General features: G+C 43.2%; 24 protein-coding genes. 22 read left to right on the top strand and 2 right to left on the bottom strand.

The window, feature by feature from the left end:
* Positions 1–38 precede the first annotated feature (38 nt).
* The 15 genes from L6I86_RS04580 to L6I86_RS04510 all read left to right on the top strand — a co-directional run bounded on the left by L6I86_RS04580 (position 39) and on the right by L6I86_RS04510 (position 16,597).
* Positions 39–3,287 carry a discoidin domain-containing protein gene (locus L6I86_RS04580; RefSeq protein WP_236285009.1) on the top strand — a complete coding sequence of 1,083 codons (3,249 nt, stop codon included), beginning with the start codon at positions 39–41 and terminating at the stop codon, positions 3,285–3,287.
* A 162-nt stretch (positions 3,288–3,449) separates the two neighbouring features.
* A complete protein-coding gene (locus L6I86_RS04575) occupies positions 3,450–4,223 on the top strand; it encodes a GNAT family N-acetyltransferase (protein WP_236285007.1) in 774 nt (257 codons plus the stop codon).
* Positions 4,224–4,294: 71 nt separating this feature from the next.
* Complete coding sequence (locus L6I86_RS04570; protein ID WP_338113364.1) at positions 4,295–5,149, top strand: lysophospholipid acyltransferase family protein; 855 nt, start codon at positions 4,295–4,297, stop codon at positions 5,147–5,149.
* Between the two features lie 33 nt (positions 5,150–5,182).
* Positions 5,183–6,178: a metal-dependent hydrolase gene (locus tag L6I86_RS04565; protein WP_236285005.1), complete on the top strand. Its 996-nt coding sequence runs from the start codon at positions 5,183–5,185 to the stop codon at positions 6,176–6,178.
* A gap of 210 nt (positions 6,179–6,388) precedes the next feature.
* Positions 6,389–8,053, top strand: a complete 1,665-nt coding sequence (locus tag L6I86_RS04560; RefSeq protein ID WP_236285003.1) for a GspE/PulE family protein — start codon at positions 6,389–6,391, stop codon at positions 8,051–8,053.
* A gap of 131 nt (positions 8,054–8,184) precedes the next feature.
* On the top strand, positions 8,185–9,219 hold the full coding sequence (locus L6I86_RS04555) for a type IV pilus twitching motility protein PilT (protein WP_236285667.1): 1,035 nt from the start codon (positions 8,185–8,187) through the stop codon (positions 9,217–9,219).
* A gap of 29 nt (positions 9,220–9,248) precedes the next feature.
* Complete coding sequence (locus L6I86_RS04550; RefSeq protein WP_236284993.1) at positions 9,249–10,460, top strand: type II secretion system F family protein; 1,212 nt, start codon at positions 9,249–9,251, stop codon at positions 10,458–10,460.
* Positions 10,461–10,498: 38 nt separating this feature from the next.
* Positions 10,499–10,888, top strand: coding sequence for a type II secretion system protein (locus L6I86_RS04545; RefSeq protein WP_236284991.1), 390 nt, complete (start codon positions 10,499–10,501; stop codon positions 10,886–10,888).
* A 104-nt stretch (positions 10,889–10,992) separates the two neighbouring features.
* Complete coding sequence (locus tag L6I86_RS04540) at positions 10,993–11,778, top strand: prepilin peptidase (protein ID WP_236284989.1); 786 nt, start codon at positions 10,993–10,995, stop codon at positions 11,776–11,778.
* A gap of 54 nt (positions 11,779–11,832) precedes the next feature.
* Positions 11,833–13,023, top strand: coding sequence for a type IV pilus biogenesis protein PilM (pilM, locus tag L6I86_RS04535; RefSeq protein WP_236284988.1), 1,191 nt, complete (start codon positions 11,833–11,835; stop codon positions 13,021–13,023).
* Positions 13,020–13,997: a PilN domain-containing protein gene (locus L6I86_RS04530; protein ID WP_236284987.1), complete on the top strand. Its 978-nt coding sequence runs from the start codon at positions 13,020–13,022 to the stop codon at positions 13,995–13,997. The genes pilM and L6I86_RS04530 overlap by 4 nt, the downstream gene beginning before the upstream one ends.
* A gap of 9 nt (positions 13,998–14,006) precedes the next feature.
* Positions 14,007–14,906: a hypothetical protein gene (locus L6I86_RS04525; RefSeq protein WP_236284978.1), complete on the top strand. Its 900-nt coding sequence runs from the start codon at positions 14,007–14,009 to the stop codon at positions 14,904–14,906.
* A 19-nt stretch (positions 14,907–14,925) separates the two neighbouring features.
* Positions 14,926–15,579: a stalk domain-containing protein gene (locus L6I86_RS04520; RefSeq protein ID WP_236284976.1), complete on the top strand. Its 654-nt coding sequence runs from the start codon at positions 14,926–14,928 to the stop codon at positions 15,577–15,579.
* Entirely contained in the window at positions 15,576–16,037 is a 462-nt protein-coding gene (locus tag L6I86_RS04515; protein WP_236284974.1) for a type IV pilus modification PilV family protein, read from the top strand. Before L6I86_RS04520 ends, L6I86_RS04515 begins: the two co-directional genes overlap by 4 nt.
* On the top strand, positions 16,034–16,597 hold the full coding sequence (locus L6I86_RS04510; protein ID WP_236284972.1) for a PulJ/GspJ family protein: 564 nt from the start codon (positions 16,034–16,036) through the stop codon (positions 16,595–16,597). The genes L6I86_RS04515 and L6I86_RS04510 overlap by 4 nt, the downstream gene beginning before the upstream one ends.
* Before the next feature lie 55 nt (positions 16,598–16,652).
* Here L6I86_RS04510 and L6I86_RS04505 read toward each other — a convergent pair whose 3' ends face one another.
* Positions 16,653–18,152, bottom strand: coding sequence for a hypothetical protein (locus tag L6I86_RS04505; protein ID WP_236284970.1), 1,500 nt, complete (start codon positions 18,150–18,152; stop codon positions 16,653–16,655).
* A gap of 91 nt (positions 18,153–18,243) precedes the next feature.
* On the bottom strand, positions 18,244–18,852 hold the full coding sequence (locus tag L6I86_RS04500; protein WP_236284967.1) for a nitroreductase family protein: 609 nt from the start codon (positions 18,850–18,852) through the stop codon (positions 18,244–18,246).
* Between the two features lie 121 nt (positions 18,853–18,973).
* Here L6I86_RS04500 and L6I86_RS04495 point away from each other — a divergent pair, with 121 nt between their 5' ends.
* The 7 genes from L6I86_RS04495 to L6I86_RS04465 all read left to right on the top strand — a co-directional run bounded on the left by L6I86_RS04495 (position 18,974) and on the right by L6I86_RS04465 (position 25,855).
* Entirely contained in the window at positions 18,974–19,222 is a 249-nt protein-coding gene (locus tag L6I86_RS04495; protein ID WP_236284965.1) for a hypothetical protein, read from the top strand.
* A 59-nt stretch (positions 19,223–19,281) separates the two neighbouring features.
* Complete coding sequence (locus tag L6I86_RS04490; RefSeq protein WP_276574803.1) at positions 19,282–21,570, top strand: DEAD/DEAH box helicase; 2,289 nt, start codon at positions 19,282–19,284, stop codon at positions 21,568–21,570.
* Positions 21,567–22,952, top strand: coding sequence for a ribonuclease H-like domain-containing protein (locus L6I86_RS04485; protein WP_236284963.1), 1,386 nt, complete (start codon positions 21,567–21,569; stop codon positions 22,950–22,952). The genes L6I86_RS04490 and L6I86_RS04485 overlap by 4 nt, the downstream gene beginning before the upstream one ends.
* Positions 22,953–23,051: 99 nt before the next feature.
* Positions 23,052–23,855, top strand: a complete 804-nt coding sequence (locus tag L6I86_RS04480; protein ID WP_056620975.1) for an Fpg/Nei family DNA glycosylase — start codon at positions 23,052–23,054, stop codon at positions 23,853–23,855.
* A 15-nt stretch (positions 23,856–23,870) separates the two neighbouring features.
* Complete coding sequence (locus L6I86_RS04475; RefSeq protein WP_236284961.1) at positions 23,871–24,731, top strand: deoxyribonuclease IV; 861 nt, start codon at positions 23,871–23,873, stop codon at positions 24,729–24,731.
* On the top strand, positions 24,709–25,062 hold the full coding sequence (locus L6I86_RS04470) for a cyclic-phosphate processing receiver domain-containing protein (protein WP_236284959.1): 354 nt from the start codon (positions 24,709–24,711) through the stop codon (positions 25,060–25,062). The genes L6I86_RS04475 and L6I86_RS04470 overlap by 23 nt, the downstream gene beginning before the upstream one ends.
* Before the next feature lie 19 nt (positions 25,063–25,081).
* Positions 25,082–25,855, top strand: a complete 774-nt coding sequence (locus L6I86_RS04465; protein ID WP_056620983.1) for an ABC transporter ATP-binding protein — start codon at positions 25,082–25,084, stop codon at positions 25,853–25,855.
* Positions 25,856–25,864: the final 9 nt, after the last annotated feature.

The following is a 25,864-nucleotide window of genomic DNA, read 5'->3' as shown; positions in this document are numbered from 1 at the left end:
TAAAATAGTTGTAAACGCTTAATAACTGGGGGGTGGACATGACGTATCCGGTTTACAGAGTGACTGTATACCATTTTGCCTTACTCATTTCTATTTGTGTCATTATTGGGATTTTATGTCTATCTAGAGATACCTATGCCTCTGAAATACCAGTTTCTCAGGGGAAATCTGCTGTGGCGTCATCTGTTACAGGAGCTACATATAGTGCAAGTCAAGCAGTGGACGGTCTCATTAATACCAAATGGTTAGCTAGTAATTCACAACTTCCACAATGGCTAACAGTAGACCTTACACAAAATGTACATGTTTCACGTGTTGAAACTGTATTTGAGCATGTGAACAGCTCGTATGCTTACAAGATTGAATCCTCGATCGATGGCATCAATTGGAGCATTTTTGCGGATCGTTCTGCGAATACAGCCATAAATTTCCCTTTTTATTCTGACAGTGGGGATGTTCTAGCAAGATTCGTCAGATTACAAGTCGTAGGCGTTGGCTCACCAGGAGATCAAGCCAGTGTATTTGATTTTCGCGTATATTCAACGAGTGAGGCGCAAACGCTTCTGTCTCAAAATAAGACTACGGCTGCATTATCAAGTTTCTCTGGTTCATGGGGCTCTGATAAGGCCGTGGATGGCCAATTGTTATCTAGTTGGGCACCCAGTAGTACTTCTTTACCGCAATGGTTAGTTGTGGATCTAGGGCAACTGCGCAATGTGCAGCGCTTTGAGACGACGTATGCCAATATACAGGATATATATGGTTACAAAATTGATTTTTCAATCGATGGCATCATTTGGTATACCTTTACCGATCGAACAGGGAATATGCAGGCGGGAGATCCGCGTTTTGTGGATGAAGGGAATGTAACGGCACGCTACTTTCGATTAACAACTACGCGTGTCGCTTCAGGAGGGTATGCTAGCGTTGCAGAGTTTCAAATATATGGTCCGGATAGTGGTTTGAATAATACTCCCAATGCACAACCGCTAACTCGCGTGTATTTGGATGACGAAGCTTATAATCTACAACCAACTGAAACGGTAGCGAGTTACTTAACAGGGGTTTATGCGAATGGCAATACATTCACTATCCAATCAGGAGCGACCTATAGAATCGCGAATACAGCTGTGGCTACAGTCAATGCGAGTGGTGTTATCACGGGAGTTGCTGCTGGCTCAACAACTTTAACGGTAACCTATAATGGCCAGTCGACTTCAGCCAATATTACGGTATCAACAAATTTGACGAATTTGAATCGTATTGCATTCGACTCCTATTCATATTCACTTCAATCTGGCTCTACACGGTCTCCCTATGTGATTGGTTATAAAAATGACAGCACCACACAAACGTTGACAACTGGCCTGACCTTCACGAGTTCAAATCCAGCAGTGGCAAGTGTAAATTCAAGTGGCATGGTGACTGGCATTTCGCCAGGTGTTACGACGATTACAGCATTTTATGGTAGTTTCACAGCATCAGCGAGTGTGAATGTGACAACTACCGTTAGTCGGATTGAAGCAGATGAAAGTACAGTTTACTTGGAGATAAATGGGACACAGTATCTTACAATCAACGCTTATGATCCGCAATATAATATCACTGACGTAACCTCGAATACGAGCTTCACAAGTTCAAATTCATCTGTCGTTACCGTAAGTAGTTACGGCTATATCACAGCAGTTAGTGCAGGTAGTGCAATCATTACTGCGACTTATAATGGTATCTCGACAACGATATATGTCACGGTAGGATTCAAAGACTTACTAGCTCCTACCTGGAACTATGGTGCCAATGTAACGGTTACACCGAGTTCGGATTCTTCTGTCACATTAACCTGGTCGGCAGCAACGGACAACGTTGGGGTCACTTCCTACCGGATATATAAAGATTCGGAGCTGCTAACTACGATGAACGGTAGTGAGCTTACTACGCAATTATCAGGCTTAGCTGCAGGCATAAACATGAGTTTTAAAGTGGAAGCGGGAGATTTAGCGAATAATTGGTCCTCATCTGGACCTAGCGTAACTTACACGTTAACAGGAGTTACGAAGTCAATAGGTTCTCAAGCACTCCTAATTTCGAGTCAGCGTGTCCGTGAAGCGGCACCTGACGGCAGGATGCTCTCCAAATTCCATGTCGATGAAGGTGAGTTACGGGATGCTTTTAAAGCAATAAATGAGGGCTCGGCTTCATCTTTGCTATTACAAATTCAAGATGATCACGATACGACAGTCGTCGAATTTGCATCCAGCGTATGGAATGATTTGCAGGATATGAATGGAAGTATTCAACTGGATATGAATACCATTCAGTTTACAATTCCATTGCTTCTTTTCAAAAATCATGTAAGTGATGCTGAACGATCGAATGGTCTATTCTCAGTGGTTATCCGACACGAAGCAAGTCAACTAGCAGAAACACTGAAAGATAAAGCAACTGCCGAACAAACTGGTTTGCTGCTGACCAATCCAATCGAGTTTGAAATCCAAGCAGGCGCCATTCCGATTCGTCATTATGAAAACATGCAAGTGGAGAGAGCAATCACTCTTCCTGGCACTTCTTACACAACCAATGTGACCGCTGTACGATTAAATGTGGAAACTGGAGAAATAGCCTTCGTTCCGTCTATCTTAACCGGTAGCGATGGTGCCTGGAAGATGGTCATTAAAGACCAATATGGTGGGTTATACACCATCATTCAGAAAGATAAACATTTTGAAGATATGAAGTCGCATTGGGCACGAGAAGATGTAGAAAAACTTGCTTCCAAAAGGATCATTTCTGGGGTAGATGAACAACATTTCGAACCAGAGAAGGAAATATCTCGTGCTGAGTTTGCTACATTGCTCATCCGTGCCCTTGGCATAGAAGCTAACGAATCAGTTCCAGGAACTTCTGGTTTTCAGGATATTAAGGACAATGACTGGTATTCGCAAATGGTCAACACTGCGGCTAAAGCAGGTTTAATTGAGGGCTTTGAAGATGGGACTTTCCGACCGCTGTTGCAGGTGACACGTGAGCAGATGGCTGCAATGATCAATAGAACGATTCAAATCACAGGTAGCCAGCAATTAAACTACGAACAAGATACAGTTCTTAATCCGTTTATAGATAAACATGCGATCGACATCTGGGCTAGGCAAGCAATGGCGTTTACCCTGCAAACAGGGTTAATACAAGGCGTCACTGAGACACAACTTAATCCCAATGCCTTCGCGACTCGCGCGCAAGCAGCTGTCATGTTGAAACGGTTACTAATTTATTTGCAGTATATCAATTGATGAGTCCTATAAACACAATTCGCCTTCGGGTGGGTTGTGTTTTTTTCATTTTTCTCAGCAAATATCATAATGCTTACAAAAACTTTACAACTAGCAAATCAGCAGAAAATAAAGCTTTGATAATCTGGAGTTGTAAACTCTAGTCGAGGGGCGTGAGGAAAAATGAATGGAGTACCTCTATTGACGGCGCCACAACCTGCAAAGCTGATCGTGAAACTTGCCAAGCATCAACAAGAAATTGAGCAAGCCATGCAACTGCGATATCAAATATTTGTGGAGGAAGAGAAAAATTTACGATTGATGAATGAACAAAAACTTGAGTGTGATGCTTATGATCCGTATTGTGATCACTTAATTGTTAAAGACCTTGAAACCGATCAAGTGATCGGTACTTATCGACTTCTGCCTGGTGATCGGGCAAGCGAGGGGATTGGATTTTATTCCGAAACCGAATTTAATTTAAGCGCAATGTCAGAACTGAGACAACAATCACTAGAACTGGGTCGCAGTTGTATTGCTCCAGCTTATCGCGGCGGAAGAGCCATACAATTGTTGTGGGAAGGAATTGCGAGTTATATTAGTGAGCGCAATTTCACTCATTTAATCGGCTGTGCAAGTGTACACTTTTCAACGATTGAGGATTTAAATGAAATATATACGATGCTGAAGCAGAAACTGGTGCTAACGGACCGATTTGGTATAGAACCCCTCGAGACACATCGGATTTCTGGCCTCGCTCAAATTGATCTCTCTTGTAATGAGAAAGACATGTTTCGCAAACTGCCGCCTTTGATGAAAGGCTATCAATGGCTTGGAGCGGAAATTGGTGGGGATCCTGCGTATGATGGGCTGTTTGGGACGGTAGATTTTTTTATCATATTGCAAAAAGATAAGGTGGCGCGTCGATATAAACGTCATTTTCTCAATGCAGAGTGAGATGAGGTGGGCTTGCCTTGTATGAATGGATCGCAAAACTAACCTCAGGTGAAGGAGAACGAAGTCTTCTGGTGCGAGTGTTACCCATTGTTCCATTGTGGATGTTATCGTTCCTTTGTTGGGGAATAGCTTCCATATGGTATCTCATTTCACGAAACGGGTTTCTAAAGAATGTGAAGCATAATCTGACAGATGTTTTAGGGCCGATGTCGGAACGAAAAGTCAGATCACTTACAAGAAATTATCTGCGAAATGTTGTATTTTCACTGTTCGAAATTTGTTTCCAAACGGATCGATTACCCACGTACAAATTCAAGTTGCAAGGTGAGGAGCATTTGCAGGCCGCGCAGCAGGTAGCTAGCGGGAAAGGGTTTATTATTTACACACCGCATGTGGGTAATTTTTTTAATTACTATTGGTATTTCTCAAGAAGGTTCGATTGTCTTACTGTAGCCTCAGCGGGGAGCCCTGAACTCAAGCCCTTATATGACAGGTTCGCGGCGTTAGGTTGTAAAGGTTTAGATTATGACAGTGTTCCCGCACTGGAATTGTATCGCAGCTTAAAGAGACATATACAATCCGGAGGCGTCGTTTTCTTGCTTGGCGATTTCTGGCGGCCTTCTTTTCCATTGTCGAAGCTATTCGGCAGGGTGACGCGCACTCCTGAAGGTACGGCTATGTTGGCACTTGAGCTGCAAATTCCAATCGTACCCTTCTATGGCTTCCGTTCTTATGGCTTCAAGCACCGGCTTGTGGTGGGTGAACCTCTTTTTGTTCACGCCCGCGATACTAGTGGTGTCCGAGCTGCAAGGGTTGAAACCAATCTGATTTTAAATAGCTTCGTCGAGCGGGTTATCCGGGAGCAGCCTGCTTCTTGGTTTTACTGGTTTAACGTTCATGAACGTTGGGAAAACGGTCTTCAGTAAGCATGATGGACATAAGGACGGGGGAATCGATAAATGGATACAGCAAGCCACTTATTGTTTGGGGTTAGCCTCGCAGGATTAGCTTGTTTAGAAACGGTGGTTACGCAGCAACCCGCATTAAGTCATGCCATTCTCGCTGGAACGTTGATTGGATCCCATGCGCCGGATTTAGATGCATTTGCCCGATTACGGGGGTATGCGAGTTATGTTCGTATACATCGAGGCGTGACACATTCAATACCAGCTTTATTGATCTGGCCTCTGTTGATAAGTTTACCGCTCGCGGCTGTTTTCGGTATTTGGGAGAATTTCTTTCATCTATTCCTATGGACGTTTCTTGCTGTTCTATGCCATGTGGGGCTGGATGCTCTGAATGTTTATGGCGTACAATGCTTGCGGCCTTTTACAAAAAAATGGGTACATCTGGATACGCTGTGTTTGTATGATCCATTCTTGTTCACGCTTCATGCTGCGGGTGTAATCCTGTGGTTTGCGTTATGGGGAGGAGTGGCCGGAAGTCATATCGGGGAGATGTTTGCCCTTATTTTTGCAGCATCGCTTCTGTATGTATGCTTCCAAAAATCGCAAAGAAATAAGCTCATTAAGCATGTGTATAGTGAGTTGAAAATTCCTACAGGTGTTTGTCATCTTGTACCGAGTTTAAGTTGGTTTTATTGGCAGTTTGTTTTTGAAAGTGATACCAGCTTTTATTTAGGTGAGCTTCGCCATGGTCAGGTGATTGTCCTAGAGCAGTATAGTAAGAAAGATTACAATAAACAGCAATCCCATCCAATCGTGAAAGCATCGATGGGGACAGATGGCGTTCGTGCATTTCTGCAATTTGCTCAGCACATTTATGTGAGTTGGAAAGAGAAGAATGGTGGATATGAAGTACAGTGGCGCGATATGCGATTCTGGCACAAACGAAAGCTGAGCTTCGGCGTTGATGTACATCTAGATCGGGAAATGAATGTGGTGAGTGATCGGATTGGTATGGACAAAAAAGCTTGGGATCCGCCATTTGTGTGATTATGTTGTGACTTACTCTGTAATTGCGAGGATTTCGGGATTTGGATGAAACTTACATTGACCAAAGTTTTCACGTTATGTTTAAATAAAAGAATATATCCATTTTGCGCCTCTAATAATAGGTTAGCCTCTTATCCTAGGCGTAAATAAGTCAGGTGCGTATTAAGCAACTGGCCTTTTTTTTTGAAATCGATGGGGGTGAATGGAGTTATGGCTCCTCGTAAAAGAATCGGAGATCTTTTGGTTGAATCTGGCCTGATCTCGGAAGAACAATTGAAAAATGCCCTCAGAGAGCAAAAAGAGCTGAATATGAGGCTCGGCGATGTGCTGATCACCCGTAACTACATCACAGAACAGCAGTTAATTGAAGTTCTTGAGTTCCAATTGGGTATTCCGCATATCCAGCTTTACCGTCAAAAAATCGAAACCAAAATTATTAATATTATCCCACAGCGGCTTGCTGAACAACATCAGGTTTTACCCATTCGGACTGAAGGCAATAAACTTATTTTGGCAATGGCTGACCCGTTAGATTATTTTGCAATTGATGAGCTTCGTATGACGACCGGTTTCCGTATTGAGCCTACGATTGCTTCAAAAGATGAACTCCAACGGGCGATTAAGCGTTATTATGGGCTGCAGGAATCTGTTGAGCAGATCATGCAAAACTTAACAATTCGTGAATCGGAAGAAGCGAAGCCAGTCGTGGAAGATGAGGATTCACCAGTCGTTAAGACGGTTAATCAAATCATTATTCAAGCGATCCAAATTGGAGCGAGCGACATTCACATAGATCCGCAGGAAGATAGTTTGCGTATTCGTTATCGCGTGGATGGGGTCATGCGCACAGAGAGGACATTACCTCCTCACATGCAGAGTGTCATTATTGCTAGGATCAAAATCATGGCCAATATGAACGTGGCAGAAAGAAGATTGCCGCAAGATGGTCGCGTTGAGATGGATATTGAATTCCGTAAAGTAGATATCCGAATCTCCTCGCTTCCTACGATTCATGGAGAGAAAGTTGTCATGCGAATTCTCGATCTGGGAAGCACGCTCACCGAAATTGAGAAATTAGGACTATCTGAGCACAACCTTATGTTATTTCAAAAAGGAATTAACAATGCTCATGGCGTAGTACTTATTACAGGACCGACTGGCAGCGGGAAAACAACAACCCTATACTCCGCATTATCTAAATTGAATAATGAGGAAGTTAACATTATCACCGTTGAAGATCCCGTGGAATATCAACTTCAAGGTATTAATCAAGTACAGGTTAATTCGGTTACTGGGCTGACATTCGCGAAAGGACTGCGTACGATTCTGCGGCAAGATCCTAACATCGTCATGGTTGGAGAAATCAGGGACGTAGAGACAGCCGAGATTGCAATTCGCGCAGCCATGACCGGACATCTCGTACTCAGTACACTGCATACCAACAGCGCTGCGAATTCCATTTCTCGTTTAATTGATATGGGAGTTGAGCCTTTCTTGATTTCATCCGCGGTAACTTGCATTATTGCACAGCGACTTGTACGTAGAATTTGTCCAGGCTGTTCAACTTCCTATGTCCCTTCTCACGAAGAAAAGATGTTGCTAGAAGGCCATGGATATACAGTTGAGGTACTGCGTAGAGGCAATGGATGCGGAGAATGCGGGAGAAGTGGATACAAGGGACGGCTTGCGATTCATGAAATTTTGGCAATTGATGATACACTTCGGACTATGATTTTGCAAAAACGTTCAGATAACGAGTATCAGAATTACGCAACTGAACATGGATTAGTACCGATGATAAAAGATGGTATTAGCAAAGTGATCGCCGGTCAAACGACATTAGCGGAAGTGTTCCGTGTTACGGGTAATGGTTGATTATTTTTTTTGCTTTATCCATAAAAATTATGTCGAATAATATTCCTAACACTTTACTTACAGTTCTATAGTACTATGTATGTATGAGTAAATATACCTATGGTCTCGGATTGGGGGGGATACTTGTGGCCATGATAGAGTTGATGAAGCTTGCTCATGACCGAAAAGCTTCTGATATACATATTACCGTTAATTCACCAGCTATGTTTCGTATTCATGGCGTACTTAAGCCAGTAAACGATCAAACTCTGATCCCTTCTGCAACGTTAGAGATGGCGAAAGAATTGATGACGACTGAACAATATGAATCCTTTTTAGAAAAAGGGGATTTAGATCTCTCTTATGGTATTGCAGATGTTTCCAGATACAGGGTCAATGTTTATAAACAAAAAGGAAACGTTAGTCTGACGATTCGTCTTATTCCTACTAAAATACCGGCAATGGAAGTGCTAGGTCTACCATCGATCGCACAAGATTTTGCCAAAAAGCCACAAGGTCTCGTGCTCGTCACAGGACCTACAGGAAGCGGGAAATCAACGACATTAGCTGCAATCTTAGATTTTATCAATCGTACTAGAAATGATCACATCATCACACTGGAAGACCCTATTGAGTTTGTGCACCCGCATAAATCATGTATTGTCAATCAAAGGGAGATCGGCGTGGATACCCATTCGTTTTCTTCTGGACTTCGGGCAGCACTACGACAAGATCCAGACATTATTCTGGTGGGTGAAATGCGCGACTTGGAAACGATTAGTATTGCCATAACCGCTGCTGAAACTGGTCATTTGGTTTTTGGAACTTTACATACGGCGGATGCTCCTCAAACAATTGACAGAATCATTGATGTATTTCCATCGGAAGCGCAGCAACAAGTACGCGTACAACTTGCATCCGTTATGTTGGGCGTACTGGCGCAAAGGCTTTTACCAACATCAGATGGCAGCGGTCGTGTAGCTGCGATTGAAGTGTTGGTTAATACGCCAGCGGTAGCTAACCTTATTCGTTCGGAGAAGGTACATCAGATCCGATCTGTGATGCAAACTGGCAAAGCTCAAGGCATGCAGACCATGGAAATGGCGCTTCGCGAGCTGCTTCAGCAGCGCATAATCACTGTGGATACGGCGAAAGAAGCGCTCTTTGGTTTCGCAGAGCTGCAATAAGTGAGCTGTAAGTAAGGAGGCGAGCTCGAGTGCCTAAGTTCAGGTATCAAGCTGTTGACAATCAGGGTCATTACTATAAAGGGGTGCTCGAAGCTGCTACATTTCAATCGGCAACGGATGAGTTGAAGGGAAAAGGGCTATGGATTCTTGATTGCTTTGACCAAGGTAAGAGCATCTTGCATCGAGAAATTACTTTCGGTGGCCCGAAGGTCAAAATGGAGCACTTCACCGTGTTCTGTCGACAACTTTCAACGTTATATAAATCTGGTGTCAATATGGTGGAGTCTGTTCGCATCTTAAGTGAGCAAACAGAGAGCAAAGTGTTTAAGAAAATTCTGAAGGAAGTTGCCGAGGACATGCAGCGAGGTACGCAGCTTTCAGTAGCTTCCGCTCAGTTTCCAACCGTATTTTCCACCGTTTTCGTCAACATGATCCGAGCTGGTGAGGCAAGCGGGAACTTAGACGATATGTTGGATCGCTTAGCTGTGTTTTACGAGAAAGAGCATTACACCAAGGAAAAAGTTAAGTCTGCTATGATCTATCCGATCATTATGGGTGTAGTTACGATAGCAGTCGTCACGCTTATGATGACATTCGTAATTCCAAGATATGTGGAGAATTTCAAGTCAATGGGATTGGAGTTGCCGCTACCAACTAGGATTGTCATCAAAATGAGCGATCTCCTGAAATCTTACTGGTTCTTTATACCAATCTTCGTGATCGCGCCAAGTTTTATTATTCAAGCCATGAAGCGTTCGAAGAAAGGGAACTATTACTGGGATTATTTTAGGCTCAAGATTCCCGTCTTTGGCAAATTAGCGCATAAGCAATCCATTGCACGCTTTAGTCGAACCTTCAGTTCATTGTACGCAGCGGCAATTCCAATGCTTCAAGCCATGACGATCGTTTCAAATGTAGTAGGCAATGAAGTCATAGGGAAGCTGATCTTGGAATCACGAGAAGGTCTCAGGAGCGGAAGAGCGCTCGCAGATCCGTTCAAAGATTCTTGGTTATTTCCGCCAATGGTTGTTCAAATGCTAGCGATTGGTGAGAAGACTGGTGCTCTGGATAGTATGTTGGAAAAGGTAGCTGATTTCTACGAGGCTGATGTGGATACAATGGCTGATCGATTGAAATCGCTATTAGAACCGCTAATGATATTACTACTCTCAGGAATTGTTGGTGGCATCGTATTAGCAGTTATGCTCCCAACGTTTAAGCTGATGGGTGGTATTCATTAAATATATGATTAATTTTATTATTCGAAGGAGAGTGTACTATGTTTAAAAAAATGATGAACACAAAGCTTAGACTGCTTAAAAATCAAAAAGGGTTAACGCTTGTCGAGTTGTTGGCTGTTATTGTAATTTTGGGGGTTGTTGCTGCGATTGCGGTTCCGGCTATTGGGGGAATAATTAATAATTCAAAAGTAAATGCAGACGCACAATCGGTAGAATTGTTAAAAGATACTGCTATTCGTTATTTGACAGATATTAATCCATCTGGAACAAGTGCTGGAACTTCTGTGACAATTGGGACTCTTGTGACAGCTAATTATTTAAAAGTAGCTCCTGTTAAACAATCAGGCACCAATGCAGGTACAGCGTATGCAACAGTCACCGTAGCTTACACAGCAGCAACAGGCTGGACTGCAACAGCAGCAGATTAATACACTATTTTTTAGTCAATAACTTTTTGGTACAACATCTAATAAAGGTAACTCTCACGAGTTACCTTTATTGAATCCTTCAATCTTTCCCGAATGGAGCTACTATGGACACACTAACTCTTCTTTACACAATCACAGCTGCACTATTCGGACTTGTATTTGGAAGCTTTTTTAACGTAGTAGGTATCAGGGTTGTAAAAAAAGAATCCATCGCCTATCCACCCTCACATTGTGTTCACTGCAATCATGAACTTAAGGCTCTAGATCTGATTCCTGTACTCAGCTATTTAGGATTACGAGGAGCTTGCAGGTATTGCAGAGCTAAAATTTCTGCGATTTATCCCATAGGTGAACTCCTAACTGCAGTTGCGTTTGCCGTCACTACTTGGCAGATTGGTCCTTCTTTAGAACTAATCGTCGGACTTGTTTTTGTTTCTATCTTAATGATTTGTTCAATTGCGGATAGTAGATATAGAATCATCCCTGATGTAGTTGTTTTCTCAGGCATGGGTGTTGCTTTCCTCCTTCGCATTTGGATACATCCTTTACCTTTTTGGAACTATGTAGCAGCATTTTTCGTTGGTGGAGGATTACTTTATCTGATCGCACTTTCATCGATCTTCATACTGAAAAAAGAAGGTATGGGCGGCGGCGATATCAAATTATTCGCATATATTGGTCTCATAGCTGGAATCAAATTAACTTTATTTACACTTTTTGCTGCTAGTTTATTAGGAACTATGTATGGACTTGTACAAATGCGCGTGAAATCGTCGCGAGAAGATCAAGGCATTCCATTTGGTCCTTTCATAGCTGCGGGTGCCTTCATAAGTTACTGTTGGGGAGAGCCCGTAATTAACTGGTACTTAAGCTTGATTCATTTCAATTAAGCGTTCATAACGATGCAAACATCTCAGAAATTCATCAAAGGAGTGAGTCCGGACATGCTAACATCATCATTTAATTTTATAAAAGCGCTGAAACCAGGACAAACTTCCTTGGGAATTGAAATTTCTGATTCAACCATAAAAATGAGCAAAGTATTGCTAAGAAAAAATAATGAACCTTTGATACAGATGAATGTAACAGAGGAGCTTCCACCACTTATGATGGAAGAAGGTAGAATTAAGGAACCGCTTCGCTTGATACAAACGTTGCAAACCATGATGACACGATTGGATTCGAAACCAAAGCATATACATCTGGTGTTTCCTAGCCAACTTGTGATGGTAAGGTTTTTAAAGCTGCCTGATATCCCAGAAAAGGATTTGGCTAAGCTAGTCGATTTTGAAATCAAACACAATATACATTTACCATTCGAGAATCCGCTTTATGATTTTGTGAAAATGAATGGGATTGCACGTAAAAAAAGAAAAACTGTAAAAAAGTTCAAAAAGGAAGCTGAAGCTCCTACAGGGAAGGAATTTTTCTTGGAAGCTGCTGCTGGTAAAGAGGAACTAGGCGGGGGCAAAGGGTTGTTTGATGATTTCCAAGAGGAAGAATTCAAAGCAGATACAGCTATGCAATGCGATGTTATGCTGGTTGCGGCACCAAAAGAAATAATGGATCAATATCTTGAAGTTTTGGATTCTGCAGGGATTAAGCTAACGAGTATTGAGATTAAAGCACTCTCTTTATTTCGGTTGCTGCAAAGCACATCATTGACTAAGTTAAAGGACACCTTCTTGATTGTTGATTTGAACGAGACTGCTGGTGATCTTAGTATTTTTCATGGTGAGGATCTCAAGATTACACGTAGTATTCCGCTCATCTTCGCTGCAAAGTCGCAGGGAAATGTAGATGTCAAAACGAATGCAGATCAGCTCTTCTCAGAGTTTTTGGACGGCGATGCTGATTTTCGAAATCATTGTAATGATTTGGCACATGAGCTTGAAAGATTGATGAATTTTTATCGCTATACGTTAAACAATCGGAATCAAGAATTTGCAGGTGTGGTCATCTCAGGTGATTTGAGCAGAATGCCTGAAATCGTATCATTTTTGACCGAGCGGCTTCCGATTCCAGTACAATTGTTTCAGTCTGCCCATTATTTTAGTTGTAATTCGGTTTTAAAAGATGATTTTTCCATGTATGCAGTTACTTTAGGTTTAGCTCTAAGGGGGGCTGAATCATGAGAAATATAAATCTGCTGCCTAAGGCACCCAGATCTAAACGAATATTTGTACCCCTTTTGCTGTCATCTGTATCATTTTTTCTAATCCTTTCATCATCACTTGTGTATGCAGGTCACTACTTTAATAGTAATATGCAAAACGTTGAGAATCAGATTGTATTAACGAATGCTTCGATTCAATCTTTAACCAAGCAGCGCCAATTGGATGAACAATCAATCAACTTTCAAAACTTACAAACCGAAATTGATAAATTAAAAAATAAACGTGTTGATTGGATTCCTATTTTAGAGACGATCTCCACGAAGCTCCCGACAACTGGGCGGATTTTGTCTGCGGAAATCCCTAAGGATGAGAACAAAGCACAAAATAATGGAGCAAATTCTGCCGTATCTCAAGCTACTCCGATTATCGTAAGTTTGAAGCTTGAGTTCGCAGCTTTATCATCAGTAGCTGATTATATTTCTTTGCTGCAAAGTTCATCATTGTTTAGTTCCATTTCGATCCTAACGGCGGTTAAAACAGAAAAAACGTTTAGTCCAGCTGTTGCGAGTTCACCAAGTCCAGTTACTTCGAGTACACAGCCTACATCAGTTCAAACAAATGAAAACATAAAAAAGGTCTTTGAAGACACACTTACTGAAGGCGGTAATGAAGGAGATAAGCTCCTAAACGAACTCAAATGGACAATTAATCAGCAAATTGCGAAACAAGAATACGGATTAAAACTGCCAGATAAAAAATTTAATGAGGAAACAAATACGCAAATGGATCAGAATGATACGTCAGCCTTAACCGATGCGGATTTTGAGGATGCGCGTAAAACGCTAAACGAAATGAAAATGAAGTCTGAAAAATCTACAGAAGCTGAAGCCAAAACTCCTTCTACCGCAAACCCAGCTGCAACTGCACAAAAATATAACGTATATGAAGTAGTTATTGAAATTACACTGAAAAATCCTGTTAATAGCAAATAAGGGGGGCTTATGAATAAAGAACAATGGAATCATCTCATAGGTCGATTGAGATCCCCGGCAACCATGCTGTTTCTCGTAATTATTGTAGGTTGCTTGATCAATGGATATATCGTAGTTCGAGATGTGCTTCCATCTTCGAAGCAGCATATAACACTTCAAATGCAACTGAGTAAAATTGAGCAAGAAAAAAAACGAATTCTGCAGCGACCTATTCCCAAAAAAGTGGAAGAGAATGAAATTCAACAAGCCCTATATCAAGTGCCAACGAAAGAAGAGTTACCGCGTTTATTGCTTGGTATCAGAGAGCTAGAGCAGCAAGTCGGGTTATCAATTCTTTCGATCAAATTCGGTGACCAAGAGCCAGCGAGCAGCTCAGCAGATCGTTTAATAAATGAGAAGGGGCAAGCGAACATCACACAAGGTTATACGACAAACTCGAACGGCGTTCAACAACCGGTGCCATCAGCAACTCCTACAACAGGTGCTAATCAGCAGAATCAGGCTCAAACGGTCATTATGGAAGAATCATTTATAATTCAAGCATCGGGTACGTATCCACAAATCATTGACTTTATGAATAAGGTTCAACATAGTGAGCGTTTTATTACAATTCGAAAATGGAACTGGCAAACAGCTGCAGTAAAAAGCAGTCATACAGAGCAAACAGACATTTCGAATGTACTTCCAGCAGTGAGCATCACAATACCAAATCATACAGAGGAGCAAGAGTCGAAACTTCTAGTTACTTTGGAATGCTCCTTTTATTATGCGCCATCTTTTGTAGGGAAATTAAAAGAGCTGCCTTCTTTACCGGTAAATGAACCAAGTAAGCGAACGAATCCGGTTCAATCAGATGAAGAGTATTTTAAGCAACTCCAGCAATTACAAGCATCTAAGCCAACTAATTAATGTAAAAGGGGATAATTGAATGATTAGGAAGTACAAACTGATTCTTTCAATTGGGATCATTGGCTTATTCACGATGAGCGGTTCGGCATGGGCGGAAGATCAATTTCGAAACGTTGAGGTGTTCTTCCAAAGAATAAATATAACAATTAACGGTCAACAAACTACTCTCACGAAAGACTCGATTTTGTACGAGGGATCGGTGTACGTGCCTTTACGCAGTTTATCCGAAATGTTAGGCGCAGAAGTTGGTTGGGATAGTGACAATAGGAACGTAGCACTTGATTTTATCCATGATAATAGAAATGAGCTCTTCACAGCTTTGCAAAAAAAAATGGTTCAATATGTGGCTATTCGAAATAATCAAATCACTAAAGATTTAATTCCTATTTTTAAAAACACAGATTTTGACGATCTGAGAAGTATCGTTGATCGCTATGCAGAGATCAGCAAAATCGCGAAAGACATAGATGATCTCGCGATGTCACAAACCATCGACAAAATGAAAGCTGCCATCATTTTATTGCAAACTGGCTGGGAGAAGAAGAATACGGATGACTATATGCTGGCTTGGACGATATACAGTAAGAATGCAGACCTTTTGAACAAGGATCTAACAACGAAATTATCAGAGTCGTATCACTATGAACTAATTGACAAGTCTATAAAAAATTGAAGCTGATTGAAGAGAGAAGGGATGCAATGCTAAGAAATGAAAGAGGGCTTACCTTACTGGAAGTGCTGGCTGCCACAGTGATATTAAGTCTTGTCGTATTAATGTTTCTTAATATTTCTTCCTTTTCTATGATGTCAAATAAAAATGATGATTTGCGCGTGAATGCCTTGCATTTAGCGGAGCAGAAATTAAATGAATATAGGAGCACTTACACTGCTGCCGTACCCGTTTTACAAAATTGGGCAGATCTTAATCCCGCATTAGATCCAGCTTTACCTTATGGGTTATATGTGCAACAATCCAGCCTGCAAAATACCCCTTTTTCACCAGCTGTGTTTATAAACAGGAAATTAGTTTCACTACAAAGTATCATCTTATTCCGAGATGTCAGTACAACTCCGGCTACGCTAGTTCCACGTATTTTGACGGTAACGGTTTACTGGGGGTCGACGAATTGAAGAATGAACGCGGTCTTACTTTAATTGAGGTATTAGCTACGCTAACCATTAGCACTGTATTGTTGGGAGTAATCCTTATGTTGCTTTCCTCGACAAGCCTTCAATCCAAATCAAGTGGAGAGAAATACAATGTTGATGCAGAGATTCGTAAAACGATGGATACGATTGCAAAAGAAATCAGTGATTCAAATCAAGCCTATGCAGCGACGAATGACTTTCGTTATGTGACTTATGTATCGGGCACTAAAAAAGTCAAATCGCTATACTATGATGCTGTTGCCAAAACTTTATCGATGTATGACTTTAATTCTACGACTATTCAAGACAGTGTAACTTTAGCAACTCCTGGAATCTATACGAATCAAAGAGTTCTAACCTCTCATGTTACAGGGTTGCAGTATTTACCTACTATAGGGACTACACCAATTTCGGGGAATTTGATCGGTGGTTCAGCATTCAGGATGGTTATGACGTTTACGTTTCAGCGTTCAAAGTTGTTCGGAGGGTTTGAGAATTACAATATGAAGAGAGAAACAGGGTTTAAACTGCTTCAATATTAAACTGTAAATAAGCCCAAATGCCAAGGGGGACTTGATCTTGGCATTTGGGCTTATTTTATTTTCTAATAGGATTCCAATCAGGTGGTGGGGTTGCAGTTACTGCTGATGACGAAGTTGGCGTTGGTGTAGGTGTAGCGGATGAAGTCCCACTTAATTGTAAGGAAGTTACAGGCGGATTGGATGTTCCGGTTGTAATTGTTTTATTGTTTGCAAAGTCAATTTTCCCTGCAACTGCAATAATGCCACCTGTCGTTAGGTTTATTTGAGTCCCAGAGGTAAAATCTCCTGATACAAAGATATCTCCAGAAGACACGTTAAACTCGGCATTATTTTTAACATAAATATTTCCTGAAGCTAGATTGCCATTTGAGATATTTAAGGTGGTTTGGGTTTCAATTTTAAATGTGTCATCGATTGTCATTTGTTTAGTTGTTACGTTACCTCCATTGCTAAGTGTCATACTTCCAGCATAGATGTTATTATCAATTTTCAAGGTAGTTTGCGTGCCTGTAATAAAGCTACTTTCACTCCACAAGTTGCCGTAGGTGCCGCCATTGCCGCTCTTAATTGTTATATCAAGTTGATTATTTCCAGTAATTTTTCCCGTTGTAGATGGATTAGATGCAGTTTGGTTTGCTATTAGACTTCCATACACTTCTAGATTTGCATTATTAAATGAATAATTATCGGCTATTAGAATGACTGGCTGTGTACTTGAACCAAGTGTTTCAGTGCTGGAGACATTTAATGTACCTGGCACATAGATAACAATAGGATTGGCTGAACTTGCATTAATACTCGACTTTACTTGACTTATGCTGCACGATGTACAGGTGATTAGACCGGGTGTCTTTGTCACATTCAAATAGTCGTCAATGGCAGATGATACGCTGGACTTGATACTGGACATATAACTGGTAATTGCTGGTGAAAGAGTTGTGTTTTTCCCAGCGTTAACATTGGAACTATTTCCGTACAAGACACCAACTCCCGCTGGAATAGGCACGGTTTGCCCCGGTTCAATGTGGGTTGATGTATTGGGGGTAGGGCTAGGTGTCGGTGTTGTTACTACGATTGCGTTAAACGCAGATATTTGAAATTTGATTAATTTGCTATGCGCATTATTGACGGTAGCTTTGAAAAAAACATTATATACATTGTCAGATGTAACGGGGCCATTGATTCTAGTATTGGTGGCTGCCACTTCAACATATTGCTCGTAAGTCGTTACAATGCCCTCTGGAGTTGTAATGTTTCGTGCGACCCAACCTAATCCTTGCGTTCCCGAACCACCGCCGTACATATTGAAGTACGTTCTGCGGTCCATTCCGTTTGCATAGGTATCGTAACTCTTCAAATAGGTAATAAATGATTCCATGCCACTAACGGCCAGATCAGTAGCCTTTTTCTCATAGTCAGTTTGGCTATTGGCAAGTTGATTCGTTGAAGACGAAGCTAGAATAACAGGTGTTACGATCATCAAGACAAGGAGAATAAGAAGTACGTAGGTAAGTACATTTCCTCTTTCACTCTGGAGTGGAATAAGAAATTTCATGATGAACTCTCCTTTCTTCTGGATTACATATCCCCTATTATATCGAATAAAAAAAGGCTAGTATAGTACTGAAGTACTATACTAGCTCTATTTACTTCGACAAATTTTGACCAAACTCACCTGCGAATATGGTTTCGTTTATCGGGAGTCTGCCAGATGGAACTTCACGTTCTTGCAGCTTTTCAGGAAGTGCATCTGCAGGACCGCGGTATCCGATGGCAATAACTGCATGAAGTTCGTAGTCAGCAGGAATTTGGAGTGCTTCGCGTGCTTGTTCACGTTCGAAACCACCCATCGCATGAGTGATTAACCCTTGATTATTCGCTTCAAGCGCTAAATATCCCCACGCAGTGCCTGCATCGAATGCATGGCTAGGATTGTCTGTTCCTCTTGGACTTTTGGTGTGTGAAATAACAAGTGTAAGTACGGGGGCTTTCTCACACCACACAAGGTTAAACGGATTAATAAACGTATGGAATTTAGCAAGTTGCTCAGGTGTACGGGCAATGATGAAACGCCAAGGCTGATTATTACTTCCCGATGGTGCCCAACGTGCTGCTTCAAATAGACTTAACAGTACTTCTTCCGATACTTCTTGGTTCGTGAAGGAACGAGGGGACCAACGCTCAAGAAACTGTGGATTAATTTCATGATCCGGTTGACGATGAGCTTCAATTTCATTGGGTAGTGATGTGGACATTAGTTATTCCTCCTTATTGTGGATTTCATCCTAATTTTACCTTATTATGAGCTTCTTTACGAATTTCTCAATTTTTCATTGACTTGTATGTCATTGGCGCAATTTGGCAAAGCTAATTGTTATGAACATGATGGACCAAGAAGAGGTGCGAGAAGCCGTGAATTTCACGAGTCATGATGTCATTATTATTGAGAGAGCTTTAAGAACTGCCATGAAACATGATCGAGAAGAGCACCGTTCGAGAGACTATCAAGAAGTGTTGTTCAAAATGCAAGAGAGTGCCAACCAAGCGCTGGCGGTCAATGCTCAAATCACTAGTGACCATGATGGCCTACGATACGATTATGATGATTCAGCTGATTTGATGTAGACATACGAACGTATATTCTGTAAAATGGAAGAAACGAAATGGGTAAGGAGATTCGGTTTATGAATCCTTTCACAGGTAAGGTTTCTTCAATGATAGAGATGATTGACGGGCTGCGCAAATCGCCTGAAATCATGCAGCAAGTCACATATTGGCACACGATACCCCCACGAGATCCGAAACTGGCTGATTTTCCAGAAGGGTTGCATGAGGGTATTTGTGTTGCGCTTCGACATAAAAACATCGGGCAATTATATACGCATCAGGCGGAATCGTTTCGCCAAGTGACTGCTGGCAATCACGTTGTTACTGTGACTCCGACTGCGTCGGGGAAGACGCTTTGCTACAACCTGCCTGTCCTTCAGAAGATTTTGGAGAACGACGCTTCGCGAGCGCTCTATTTATTCCCTACTAAAGCACTGGCACAAGATCAGGTCGCAGAGCTGCAAGAAATGATTGAATTTATGGACGTGGATATTAAGACGCATACGTATGACGGTGATACACCACCTACAGTTCGACAAGCGATACGAAACGCTGGACATATTGTTGTCACGAACCCAGATATGCTGCATTCCGCGATTTTGCCGCATCATACCAAATGGGTGAAGCTGTTCGAGAATTTAAACTACATTGTGATTGATGAAGTGCATTCCTATCGGGGGGTATTCGGCAGTCATGTCGCGAATGTGATACGCAGGCTGAAACGAATTTGCCGCTTTTATGGTTCCAATCCGCAATTTATATGTGCTTCGGCTACGATAGATAACCCTAAGGAACACGCTGAGCGACTTATCGGTGAAACCGTTGCGTTGATTGATAATAATGGTGCGCCGGCAGGAGAGAAGCACTTTGTATTCTATAACCCGCCTGTTGTGAATCAACAGTTAGGGATACGTAAAAGCTCCGTCTTGGAAACACGGACGCTAGCAGGCAAGTTGCTGCGGAGTGGGATTCAGACGATTGTGTTTGCCCGTAGCCGCGTGCGTGTGGAGATCTTGCTGACCTATTTGCAAGAGCTCGTGAGTCACGAGCTGGGCAGCAAGTCGATCCGCGGCTATCGCGGCGGATATCTCCCTAAGCTGCGCAGGGAGATCGAAAGAGGCTTACGCAGCGGGGAAATCCGCGGCGTTGTGAGCACGAACGCACTGGAGCTGGGCATCGATATTGGCCAGCTGCAAGCGTGCGTGCTCAATGGCTATCCCGGCACGATAGCCAGCACTTGGCAGCAGTCCGGGCGTGCCGGACGGCGGCAGGAAACCTCGCTGACGATTCTCGTCGCGAGCAGTAATCCGCTGGATCAATATTTAATCCAGAATCCGCGCTATTTCTTCGAGCGTCCGCCTGAGCAGGCGCGCATTCATCCAGATAATTTGATCATTCTCGTGGATCATGTGAAGTGTGCGGCCTATGAGTTGCCTTTCGAAGCGAATGAGAAGTTCGGTGAGGAGTCACTCACCGATGTTCTTGAGTATTTGACTGAGGAGCAGGTGCTGCACCAAGTCAATGATCGTTGGTATTGGATGGAGCAGTCGTTCCCTGCGCATAACATTTCATTGCGCTCTGCGGCGCAAGAGAATTTTGTCATTATTGATATGACCAATGGTCATCGCGTGATTGGGGAATGTGATCGTTTCAGTGCGCCAACCTTGATTCATGAAGAGGCAATTTATATACATGAAGGCATACAATTCCAAGTTGAAAAGTTGGATTATGAAGAGAAGAAAGCGTTTGTTAGACAAGTAAATGTAGACTACTTCACGGATGCGAGTATGGCGGTGCAGCTCAAGGTGCTGCACGTGAATCGTGAAGGGCGTGTTGGCGGTTTACTGCGTCAATTAGGCGAAGTGACAGTGAATGCGCAGCCAACGATTTTCAAGAAAATCCGTCTGCGTACGCACGAGAATATCGGCTCAGGGCCGATCCGATTGCCAGAAGAGGAGCTGCATACTAGCTCCTATTGGTTTACTTTCGACGAGGCGATGTCGGCAGGACGATCGGCGAATGACATGCAGCATGCGCTGCTTGGCATTGCCAATGTCCTGGCGCATCTAGCGCCGCTGTATTTGATGTGCGACCCGATGGATATTCGGGTCGTTCCGCAAGTGAAGGCGGTGCACAGCAAGCTGCCGACCGTGTTCTTCTACGACCGCTACCCAGGCGGCGTGGGTCTTAGTGATCGGCTGTACGAGGTCCACGGACAGCTGATGGATCAGGCGCGCAGCCTGATTAAGAGCTGCGGTTGCATCAGCGGCTGCCCGGCCTGTGTCGGGCCGATCGAAGAGGTCGGCCTGCTGGGCAAGAAGCTCGCGTTGGAGCTGCTCGCAGAGCTCGATGGCGGTGCCCGATGAGCGGGCTCCGCGAAAGGCTCGGCCGCCTGCGGGGACCCGCAGCGGCTGGGGTAACACCGCCGCCCCCGGCGGAGGCAGGGGGCGAGTGGGCGCAGCTCGGCGCCCATATTGCGACGAGCCCCGCGGGCTCGTTCGTCATGCGGCTCCGCCAGTACGGCGCGGACAGCGTGCACGGCATCTACCGGCTGCGTGACCTCGCTGATGTTGCTGCGCAGCTGTCCTGCTTTCACGACGGAGACGCCGTCGTCCGGCTCGAAGAGCTGCTCTTCTTCGATACGGAGACTACTGGACTTGGCGTCGGTGCTGGCAACGTGCCGTTCATGGTCGGCATCGGCTACTACACAGGTGAGCTGTTCACGGTTGAACAGCTCATGATACGCAACCCAGCAGAAGAGCATGCGATGCTGGTGTATTTACAAGAACTGTTAGGACGATACACGCATATCGTCTCTTATAACGGCCGTACGTTCGATTGGCCGATTCTGAAGAATCGCTTTGTCCTGAATCGTCTTAAACTAGATGACGCGAAGCTGCTTCAGCTCGATCTTCTTTATGCTTCACGAAGTCTGTGGCGTAATACGCTGCCCTCCTGTCGGTTGAGCAAGGTAGAGGAGAGCAGATTAGGCTTTGAACGCTTAGATGATGTGCCAGGGTCAATGGCGCCAGCATTGTATTTTCAATATTTGGCTGAGAAAGACCCTGCAATCCTTCAAGGTGTCTTTATTCATAACGAACATGATATCGTGACCTTGGCCGCGTTGACGATCCATTTTGGTAAGCTATTGCGTCCTGATGTGAATGATCTTGATCTCATTTCCAATCTTGACTCGGAAGAACTCTTTCGGACAGGACTCTGGCTCGACAAAATGGCAAGGCCTGCCAAGGCGGAGCAATATTTCAATGTATTATTCGAGAAACTAATGAATAACACGACTGCTGCTCAGTCGGCTGAACAAGAAACTGACTTTCTTCAACTAGCAACCTACTATAAGAAAATTGGACAATATAACCGTGCGATTGAGCTATGGAAGCAAGCTATTTTACTTAAACCTGCAAGCATTTCGTTACAGCTAGAACCGTATTTAGAGCTTGCGATGTACTATGAACACCGTGAAAAGGACTTGGGTCAAGCCGTCTTTTATGCAGAGGAAGCGTGGGCGAGGCTTTGGCGTCGGCGCGCGCTTCATCGAGGTGACCGCAAGATCAACGAAATTGAAGAGGCTTGGGAAAAGCGGCTTGCACGTTTGCAGCAGAAAATGCGAAAGAAAGAGATGAGTTTACGAGCACTAGCAGATTCGTATCCATCATCTTCGGATAAAATGGTAATAACGAAAAGAAAAAAGGCGCCAAAACCTACTTACGTCAGCGAAGGTTTAATTTAAAGAATAATCATCACATCTCATCCATTCTCCCTAGGGTACGCGTTTACGCATTCCGTCAATTGGTTATACAAGGTATAAAAATGGCAAGGAGTGATTCTCGTGCCTGAGCTTCCGGAAATGGAAACGTATCGTCAGCAGTTGACACGATTAATCATAGGAGTACCGATTACGGGAGTCGATGTGACACGCCCAAAATCGTTGAATGTAGATCCTGAAGAATTTGCGGGGAAGCTTATCGGCAATCGAATTGTGCGGATAGAGCGCAGAGCCAAACACCTACTGTTTCATTTGGCCACAGGTGAGATCCTGCTTTTACATCTCATGCTTGGCGGTTGGATGTTCTTTGGTACGCAAGAAGAGAAGCCAGATCGAACGATTCAAGTGGACATTCATTTAGGTAACAACAGTTTGTCCTTTATTGGATTGCGTTTAGGTTATTTGCATCTGCATACGCCAGAGGTAACCCATAAGCTCTTACAAAAACTTGGACCTGAACCGTTCGAACTTAACCTCACTCAATTTCGAAACGTACTGCGATCTAAGCGAGGGAATCTTAAAGTAACGTTTGTAGATCAAACCTTTCTTTCGGGTATAGGGAATTGTTACTCGGATGAAATCTGCTTTGAAGCGGGCCTACTCCCTTTACGGAAGGTACCCTCGCTTACTGATAATGAACAACTTCAACTCTACCAAGCTATGCAGGCTTTACTTCGTGAAGCGATTGCCGTCGGTGGCTATATGGAAGAACCTTTATTCGTGGGAGATCGTTTAACAGGACAATATAATCCGAAATGTCGTGTCTATGATCGCAAAGATGAGCCCTGTTTACGATGCGGGAGCCCTATCATTCAAACCGAAGTCTCAAGCCGTAAATGTTTTTATTGTGCCCATTGCCAGAAGTGAAAGGTCGGATTGAACATGTTTATAGGCGCCCATGTAAGAACGAGAGGCGGTTATTTGAATGCAGCCAAAACCGCCCTTTCAATTGGTGCAAAGGCTTTTCAATATTTTCCGATGAATCCGCGTAGTTTGGCTACGAAAGTTGTCGATCGTAAAGACGCGAATGCATGTGCTCAGTTGTGTGTGGAACACGGCATTCTCTCCATCGGGCATGCCCCTTATGCATTAAATCCCGCAGCAGATGAGCCTGAACGTGAGATCATGGTTAACTTGCTCAAAAATGGCCTAGACATTACAAATGCCTGCGGTTCTGTTGGACTTGTGGTGCATTTTGGTAAATATACGGGAAAAGACCCGTTACAAGGTTACAAAAATATAATACAATGTTTGAATAGTGCTACGGAAGGTTACACGGGAGCTTCTTTCATATTGCTTGAAAACCAAGCAGGTGAAGGTTCCCAACTGGGTCTAACCTTTGAAGAAATGGTGCAAGTTCGTAAGCTATGCGATTCACCCGAGAAAATTGGTTTTTGCTTAGATACTTGTCATGCTTTTGCTAGTCGTCTTTGGCAAGGAACGGATTGGGCAGAGCTGGAGTCGAAGGGAGATCAGCTAGATTATCTACCTCATCTGAAAGCTATTCATTTGAATGATTCGGTGCATCCATGGGGATCGCGCCGTGATCGGCACGCCAACATTGGATCGGGTCATATTGGCATTTCGAATTTTCAAAGCCTCTTACACTCCCCATATTTACGAGACATTCCAATTGTTCTTGAGACAGGTACGGGGCGTGATGGCACGCATCGGGAAGAGATTGCGTTCGTAAATTCGTTGTTGGAAAGGAAATGTGAGGATGATTCATGTATACTTAGATGATTCGCGTCCTTGTCCCCAAGGATTTGTTTTAGCCAAAGATGCGAAAGAGTGCATTGCTTTGCTTGAGGAATGTGATGTAGACATCTTATCTCTGGATCATGATTTGGGTTGGATGTCGAAGCAAACGGGCATGGATGTTGTCATTTGGTTGATTCAGCAGCGCAAATTTCCAAGAGCAATTTATATTCATACGTCTAGTTCTTCCGCATGCACACAGATGTATCAGATGCTATATGCTGTCAAGCCAGATGAAATGGGGCTATATGCGCATCGTATGCCTGATGAAGTATTGATGGGGGTTGCACAAAAAAACGATCCAAGTAAACCGTAATGTGAAAGGAAACGAACTTATGATCCATTTATCCGGTATTCATTTTATACGTGGAGAACGCCATATTTTAAACGATGTGAATGTACATATCGAATCCGGTGAACACTGGGTATTGCTGGGCCGAAATGGCTCTGGCAAAACAACGCTGCTTGAAATGATGAATGGCTATGAATTTCCAAGTCGTGGCACAGTCGATGTGCTCGGAAACCGGTACGGTCAATGTGATGTACGGGAAGTTCGTAAGAAGATTGGCTATATTTCTCAATCTCTTTTCGAAAAATTAAGCTTAATTGATCCAGTGCTAGAGGTTGTTGCGACTGGTGAATACGCTTATCTGAGGTTCTATCAAGAAATTCCACAGGAAGTGAAAGACCGTGCACTGGAGATGCTTACTCGTGTACGTATTCCACATCTGGCTGATCAGCCTCTGGGAAGCCTTTCACAAGGGGAACGTAAGAAGGTCATGCTTGCACGATCCTTGATGAGTAAGCCGTCAATTCTCGTTATGGATGAACCTGCTGCGGGCTTGGATTTGTTTGAGCGTGAACGGTTCTTATCTGACGTAAATGAGCTTAGTAAACAAGATGTAACGGTCGTATATGTCACCCATCACATCGAAGAAATCATGCCTTTATTTACGCATGTTGCGATAATCGAGCAAGGTGAATTAATTGCCTCTGGACGAAAGGAAGATGTTTTGACACCAGAGAATATTTATAAGGCCTTCGGAATTCATGTTGCCTTGGAATGGTTCCAAGATCGCCCATGGATTAAGGTTATTGAGGACAAATAGGCATATTGA

Origin of the sequence: Paenibacillus allorhizoplanae, from assembly GCF_927798215.1 — a bacterium.
GTDB classification, from domain to species: Bacteria; Bacillota; Bacilli; order Paenibacillales; family NBRC-103111; genus Paenibacillus_E; species Paenibacillus_E allorhizoplanae.
Note: the sequence above shows the minus strand (reverse complement) of the source record. Positions and strands in the feature narration are given on the sequence as shown.

What these genes read in the sequence shown, in the direction of transcription:
- L6I86_RS04565 (WP_236285005.1), top strand. Translation starts at nt 5,183, where the DNA reads ATGGATACAGCAAGCCACTTATTGTTTGGGGTTAGCCTCGCAGGATTA.
- L6I86_RS04540 (WP_236284989.1), top strand. Translation starts at nt 10,993, where the DNA reads ATGGACACACTAACTCTTCTTTACACAATCACAGCTGCACTATTCGGA.
- L6I86_RS04520 (WP_236284976.1), top strand. Translation starts at nt 14,926, where the DNA reads ATGATTAGGAAGTACAAACTGATTCTTTCAATTGGGATCATTGGCTTA.
- L6I86_RS04555 (WP_236285667.1), top strand. Translation starts at nt 8,185, where the DNA reads ATGATAGAGTTGATGAAGCTTGCTCATGACCGAAAAGCTTCTGATATA.
- L6I86_RS04580 (WP_236285009.1), top strand. Translation starts at nt 39, where the DNA reads ATGACGTATCCGGTTTACAGAGTGACTGTATACCATTTTGCCTTACTC.
- L6I86_RS04545 (WP_236284991.1), top strand. Translation starts at nt 10,499, where the DNA reads ATGTTTAAAAAAATGATGAACACAAAGCTTAGACTGCTTAAAAATCAA.
- L6I86_RS04560 (WP_236285003.1), top strand. Translation starts at nt 6,389, where the DNA reads ATGGCTCCTCGTAAAAGAATCGGAGATCTTTTGGTTGAATCTGGCCTG.
- L6I86_RS04470 (WP_236284959.1), top strand. Translation starts at nt 24,709, where the DNA reads ATGATTCATGTATACTTAGATGATTCGCGTCCTTGTCCCCAAGGATTT.
- L6I86_RS04465 (WP_056620983.1), top strand. Translation starts at nt 25,082, where the DNA reads ATGATCCATTTATCCGGTATTCATTTTATACGTGGAGAACGCCATATT.
- L6I86_RS04505 (WP_236284970.1), bottom strand. Translation starts at nt 18,152, where the DNA reads ATGAAATTTCTTATTCCACTCCAGAGTGAAAGAGGAAATGTACTTACC.
- L6I86_RS04530 (WP_236284987.1), top strand. Translation starts at nt 13,020, where the DNA reads ATGAGAAATATAAATCTGCTGCCTAAGGCACCCAGATCTAAACGAATA.
- L6I86_RS04475 (WP_236284961.1), top strand. Translation starts at nt 23,871, where the DNA reads ATGTTTATAGGCGCCCATGTAAGAACGAGAGGCGGTTATTTGAATGCA.
- L6I86_RS04495 (WP_236284965.1), top strand. Translation starts at nt 18,974, where the DNA reads ATGAACATGATGGACCAAGAAGAGGTGCGAGAAGCCGTGAATTTCACG.
- L6I86_RS04485 (WP_236284963.1), top strand. Translation starts at nt 21,567, where the DNA reads ATGAGCGGGCTCCGCGAAAGGCTCGGCCGCCTGCGGGGACCCGCAGCG.
- L6I86_RS04525 (WP_236284978.1), top strand. Translation starts at nt 14,007, where the DNA reads ATGAATAAAGAACAATGGAATCATCTCATAGGTCGATTGAGATCCCCG.
- L6I86_RS04575 (WP_236285007.1), top strand. Translation starts at nt 3,450, where the DNA reads ATGAATGGAGTACCTCTATTGACGGCGCCACAACCTGCAAAGCTGATC.
- L6I86_RS04500 (WP_236284967.1), bottom strand. Translation starts at nt 18,852, where the DNA reads ATGTCCACATCACTACCCAATGAAATTGAAGCTCATCGTCAACCGGAT.
- pilM (WP_236284988.1), top strand. Translation starts at nt 11,833, where the DNA reads ATGCTAACATCATCATTTAATTTTATAAAAGCGCTGAAACCAGGACAA.
- L6I86_RS04490 (WP_276574803.1), top strand. Translation starts at nt 19,282, where the DNA reads ATGAATCCTTTCACAGGTAAGGTTTCTTCAATGATAGAGATGATTGAC.